The sequence below is a fragment of the Micromonospora sp. NPDC049089 genome, assembly GCF_040648775.1.
Lineage (GTDB): Bacteria > Actinomycetota > Actinomycetes > Mycobacteriales > Micromonosporaceae > Micromonospora.
Window position 1 is genome coordinate 1 of the sequence record NZ_JBEZEH010000302.1, and the last position, 5786, is coordinate 5786.

A 5786-nucleotide genomic window follows, 5' to 3' on the forward strand; every position below is an offset into this window, starting at 1 on the left:
GGGGGGGGGGGGGGGGGGGGGGGGGGGGGGGGGGGGGGGGGGGGGGGGGGGGGGGGGGGGGTGGGGGGGGGGGGGTGGGTATGTGGGCGGGGGGCCGGGGCCGCTCCCCCGGCCCCCGTTGTTGTTCAGGTGGTCAGTGCTTGTTGTCCTGCTCCGGGTGAGCGAAGTTGAGGTGCTCCGGAGGCAGCGGGAAGGTCACGTCGTCGCCGAAGGGAGACGGCGCGGCGGCCCGGTCGAAGGTGAGCTCGGTCAGCGGCAGCTTGCCCCGGTCGTCGACCGCCGGAGCGGTCGGGTGGGGCACCTCCCGGTGCCAGTTGACGCCGCTCTGCGCCTGCGCCTCAGCCCCCGAGTCGTGGGAGCCACCCGCGTGCGAGTGCACCCCACCCCGGGCGGAGCCCGGCGTCGCCGAGCCCTGACGGGCGGTGGTCACGCTGGTCTGGGGCGTCTCGCCCCGACGGAAGATCTTGCTACCAAGCCACACAAGGGGATCGTACCTGCGGTCGACGACCCGTTCCTTCATGGGGATGATCCCGTTGTCAGTGATCTTGATGTGCTCGGGGCAGACCTCGGTGCAGCACTTGGTGATGTTGCAGAAGCCGAGGCCCTGTTCGGCCTGCGCGTACTCCTTGCGGTCGGTCCGGGCGTCCAGCGGGTGCATGTCCAGCTCGGCCGCCCGGATGAAGTACCGCGGACCGGAGAACGCCTGCTTGTTCTCCTCGTGATCGCGGATCACGTGGCAGACCGTCTGGCACAGGAAGCACTCGATGCACTTACGGAACTCCTGCGAGCGCTCCACGTCGACCTGCTGCATCCGGTAGTCGCCCGGAGCCACGTCCGTCGGAGGGGCGAACGCCGGGGTCTCCCGTGCCTTCTCGTAGTTGAACGAGACGTCGGTGACCAGGTCCCGGATGACCGGGAAGGTGCGCAGCGGGGTGACAGTGACGGTCTCGTCGTCGCCGAAGGTCGACATCCGCGTCATGCAACCCAGCCGCGGCTTGCCGTTGATCTCCATCGAGCAGGAGCCGCACTTGCCGGCCTTGCAGTTCCACCGGCAGGCCAGGTCGGGCGCATCGGTGGCCTGCAAACGGTGGATGACGTCGAGGACGACCTCGCCCTCGTTCACCTCCACCATGTAGTCCTGGAGGTCGCCGCCGCTCTCGTCGCCCCGCCAGATCCGGAACTGACGCTTCCCGCTCATCGGTTGTCCGCCTCTCCAGCGTCGTCAACGAGGGCGTCGAAGTCGGCGAGCTCCTCGTCGGTGAGGTACTTGGCCAGCTCGGCCCGGTCGAAGAGGCCGATCAGCTCCGACCGCATCTTCGGCAGCGGCTTGCGGGTCAGCTGCACGGTGTCGCCGTCCAGCGCGCAGACCAGGTTGACCTGCCGCCACTTCGGCTCCATCGTCGGGTAGTCCTCCCGGGTGTGCCCGCCGCGCGACTCCTGCCGCTCCAGCGCCGCCTTCGCGGTGCACTCCGAGACCACCAGCATGTTGCGCAGGTCCAGGGCCAGGTGCCAGCCCGGGTTGTAGCGTCGGCCGCCGGCCGCGCTCACCTTGGCCACCCGCTCACGCAGCTCGGCGAGCCGGACCAGCGCGTCGGCCAGCTCACCCTCCCGGCGGATGATGCCCACCAGATCCCCCATCACCGCCTGGAGGTCCTGCTGAAGGGTGTACGGGTTCTCGCCGGTGTCCCGTTGCAGCGGCGCGAGGGCGGTCTCCACGGCCGCCTCGACCTCGTTCACGGCCACCTTCGGTCGGGCGGTCAGCCCGTCGGCGTAGCTGGCCGCGTGCCCGCCCGCCCGCTTGCCGAAGACCAGCAGGTCGGACAGGGAGTTACCACCGAGGCGGTTCGAGCCGTGCATGCCACCGGAGACCTCACCGGCGGCGAACAGCCCGCGTACGTGGCCGAAGGCCGCACCCGAATCCGGGTCGACCTCGACGCCGCCCATCACGTAGTGGCAGGTCGGGCCGACCTCCATCGGCTCGGCCGTGATGTCGACGTCGGCCAGCTCCTTGAACTGGTGATACATCGACGGCAGCCGGCGGCGGATCTCGTCGGCCGAACGTCGGCTCGCGATGTCCAGGAAGACGCCACCGGCGGGGGAGCCCCGGCCGGCCTTGACCTCGCTGTTGATGGCCCGGGCCACCTCGTCGCGCGGCAGCAGCTCCGGAGGGCGTCGGTTGTTGTCCGGGTCGGTGTACCAGCGGTCCGCCTCCTCCTCGGTCTCCGCGTACTGCTTGCGGAAGACGTCGGGGACGTAGTCGAACATGAACCGCTTGCCGTCGGAGTTCTTCAGAACGCCGCCGTCACCGCGCACCGACTCGGTGACCAGGATGCCCTTCACCGAGGGCGGCCAGACCATGCCGGTCGGGTGGAACTGGAGGAACTCCATGTTGATCAGCGTCGCCCCGGCGCGCAGCGCCAACGCGTGCCCGTCCCCGGTGTACTCCCAGGAGTTCGAGGTGACCTTGTAGGAGCGCCCGACACCGCCGGTGGCCAGCACGACCGCCGGCGCCTCGAAGAGGATGAACTCGCCCGACTCGCGGTAGTAGCCGAACGCGCCGGCCACCCGGTCACCGTCGAGCAGCAGCTCGGTGATGGTCGTCTCGGAGAACACCCTGATCCGGGCGTCGTACGAGCCGAACTCCCGCTGGTCCTCCTGCTGAAGCGAGACGATCTTCTGCTGGAGGGTGCGGATCAGCTCCAGCCCGGTCCGGTCACCCACGTGCGCCAGGCGCGGGTACTCGTGGCCACCGAAGTTGCGCTGCGAGATCTTGCCGTCCTTGGTGCGGTCGAAGAGCGCACCGTACGTCTCCAGCTCCCAGATCCGCTGCGGCGACTCCTTCGCGTGCAGCTCGGCCATCCGGAAGTTGTTGAGGAACTTGCCGCCGCGCATGGTGTCGCGGAAGTGCACCTGCCAGTTGTCCCGGCTGTTCACATTGCCCATCGCGGCGGCGGCGCCGCCCTCGGCCATCACCGTGTGCGCCTTGCCGAACAGCGACTTGGAGATGATCGCGGTCTTCTTGCCGGCCAGCCGGGCCTCGATCGCCGCGCGCAGACCGGCGCCGCCGGCCCCGATGACGACGACGTCGTAGTGGTGTCGTTCGATGCGAGTGGTTGTGGTCATGTCAGGGGCCCTTTAGTTGATGAACCGCAGGTCGGAGAACCAGCCGGCAGCGAGCGCCATGATGTAGAAGTCGGCCAGCGCCAGGGTGCCGAGGGTGATCCAGGCGAGCTGCATGTGCCGGACGTTCAACGCCGAGACGAAGGTCCAGGCCTTGTACCGCACCGGGTGCTTGGAGAAGTGCTTGAGCCGGCCGCCGATGATGTGCCGGCAGGAGTGGCAGGAGATCGTGTACGCCCAGAGCATCACCACGTTGAGCAGCAGGATGATGTTGCCCAGCCCGAAGCCGAAGCCCTTCGGCGAGTGGAAGGCGAGAATCGCGTCCCAGGTGTTGATCAGCGAGATGATCGCGGCGGCGTAGAAGAAGTAGCGGTGCAGGTTCTGCCCGAGCAGCGGGAAACGGGTCTCACCGCCGTACTCCTTGTGCCCGTCCGGGACCGCGCAGGCCGGCGGCGACAGCCAGAACGACCGGTAGTACGCCTTACGGTAGTAGTAGCAGGTGAGCCGGAACAGCAGCAGGAACGGCAGGGTCAGCGCGGCGTCCGGGATGATCCACCAGCCGGGCAGGAACCGGCCGAAGTGCGAGGCTTCCTCGACACACCGGTCGGTCACGCACGGGGAGTAGAACGGGGTCAGGTAGTGGAACTGGTCCACCCAGTACCACTTGTGCATGAAGACCCGGACCGTCGCGTACGCGACCCAGGCGCTGAGCCCGATCACGGTGATCAGCGGGGCGAACCACCATCGGTCGGTACGCAACGTCTTCGCCGCGATGGCGGCGCGCGCCCGCGCCCCCTTCGGCCTCGTTGCCGTTGAAGTCATTCGAGTCGTCTCCTCGACGGGCCCGTACGGGCGGGCTGGTCTCTCTCCGGTCGGCACGCGGACCGGCGAACCCGCACCCGCTGCCACGTCATGCGCACACCAACGACCACGCCGGATCGACCGACGCAGCTAAGTGACACACGTTACGCCGATCTCCGCGAGCCGTCCGCGCAAGGGAGTGTCCCGTGTGTCTGGCCTGCGGAAAAGCCCTCGACGCGCCGGTTTTGCGCGCGTCGCCGACCATCAGTGAGCGTGGCCGACAACGTCAGCCGGAGGCTCCTCCGGTGAAGTGCCACGACGCCAGCCGCAGCGACGGCGCCGCCCACCAGGCACCGTCCACCCGGTCCGGTTGGCGCACCGCCCGCGCGCCGAGCCCGAGCACCGCCCCCGGCCCGAGCGCCCGCGGGTACGACTCGGTGAACCGCAGGTCACGGACCGCCCGGACGACAGTGCCGTCCTCGATCAGCCAGACGCCGTTGCGGGTCAAGCCGGTGACGACGAGGCTCTTCGGGTCGAGCACCCGGGTGTACCAGAGATCGGTGACCAGCAGCCCTCGGCGTACGCCGGCCACCAACGCGGCGGTGTCCGCGTCGACGACCGCCCCGGCCGCCGCACCGGTGGTGCTCCGGCCCACTGCACTGGCCGGACCCGCCACCGCGCCGGTCAGCCGCAGGTTTCGGGGCATCGGGCCCCAGGTGGCACCCCCGGCGACCGCGTGCCCGGTGGACTCCGCGCCCGCCTCGGCGGCGGTCCGGCGATCGTGCGCCACCGCCCGGGTGGTGCCCGCCTCGACGAGCGTCAGCGCCCGTCGGCCGGTGCCCTCCGCGTCGAACGGCAACCCGGACCCGCCCAGCGGGTCGTCCACCACTGTCACCGCCCTGTCGAACTGGGCCGCGCCCGGCTCGGCGAACGACTGCCGCTCGGCGTACCGCTTGCCGTTGAAGCCGAAGAACGACAGGTTCTGCAGGAGGTCCGCCACCGCGGCCGGCTCGAACACCACCTCGTAGTGCCCCGGCGGCAGCTCGACCGGGTCGGCCGCCGCCCGCACCTTCGCGGCCGCCTGCGCGCCCAACTCGGCGCCGTCGAGGTCGGACAGCCGGTCGGCGCTGCGCCGGGCCACCCCGTCGGCGCCGTCGAGGCGGGCGATGCCGTCCATCGCCGCCTCCACCGAGCGGCCGTACGCCGAGTGCCCGGCCGAGTTGGCGAACGCCGACGAGCGGTGCGCGGTGCGGCAGTAGCCGGCGGTGCTGAGGCCCCCGGCAGCGGCCACGAACGCCCGCACCCGATCGGCCCGCTGATCCGGCTCAGCGTGCGCGGTGGCCTCGTCGACGGGCGGGGCGTCCGGCGTGGGCATGGGCGGGGTAAGCCCTGGCCAACCCGGGTCGGGCGGGCAGAGCCGCGCCGCGGCCAGGGTGCGCTCCACCAGACCGGACAACCCGTCGGCGGTGACCACGCTGCCGCCACCGGCAGCCGTCCGACCGTCGACGTGCACCCGCAGCCGGACCCCGACGGTGGACTCGGAGACGTTCTGGTGGATGCCCGAGTTGGCGAACCGGGTCAGCGCCAGGTCCGCCCGCGTCACCACCGCCTCGGCCTGCGCGGCCGGCCCGCCAAGACGCCGAACCAGCTCCACCACCTGCCCCGCCAGCTCCAACTCCGTCTGCCCACTCATGCCGAGCCACCTTTCGTTCGCGACTGCGGGGCTCGCAAACCCGGCTCACTCCTCGCGCTCACGCCGAGCCACCTTTCGTTCGCGACTGCGGGGCTCGCAAACCCGGCTCACTCCTCGCGCTCACGCTGAGCCACCTTTCGTTCGCGAGAGGGGGGGTCGCGAACCCGGCTCT

At 70.7% G+C, this 5786-nt stretch carries 4 protein-coding genes; all 4 read right to left on the reverse strand.

The genetic code is table 11. The features are described 5' to 3' along the window. Positions 1-133: 133 nt before the first annotated feature. A complete protein-coding gene (locus tag AB0B48_RS31495; protein ID WP_355008232.1) occupies positions 134-1198 on the reverse strand; it encodes a succinate dehydrogenase/fumarate reductase iron-sulfur subunit in 1065 nt (354 codons plus the stop codon). Continuing rightward, positions 1195-3123 (reverse strand): fumarate reductase/succinate dehydrogenase flavoprotein subunit, encoded by a 1929-nt coding sequence (locus AB0B48_RS31500; protein WP_357207963.1) that lies wholly within the window; start codon positions 3121-3123, stop codon positions 1195-1197. Before AB0B48_RS31500 ends, AB0B48_RS31495 begins: the two co-directional genes overlap by 4 nt. Before the next feature lie 12 nt (positions 3124-3135). Further along, positions 3136-3942, reverse strand: coding sequence for a hypothetical protein (locus AB0B48_RS31505; protein WP_124859396.1), 807 nt, complete (start codon positions 3940-3942; stop codon positions 3136-3138). Positions 3943-4207: 265 nt separating this feature from the next. After that, complete coding sequence (locus AB0B48_RS31510) at positions 4208-5614, reverse strand: metallopeptidase TldD-related protein (protein WP_357207966.1); 1407 nt, start codon at positions 5612-5614, stop codon at positions 4208-4210. Between the last annotated feature and the right edge of the window lie 172 nt (positions 5615-5786).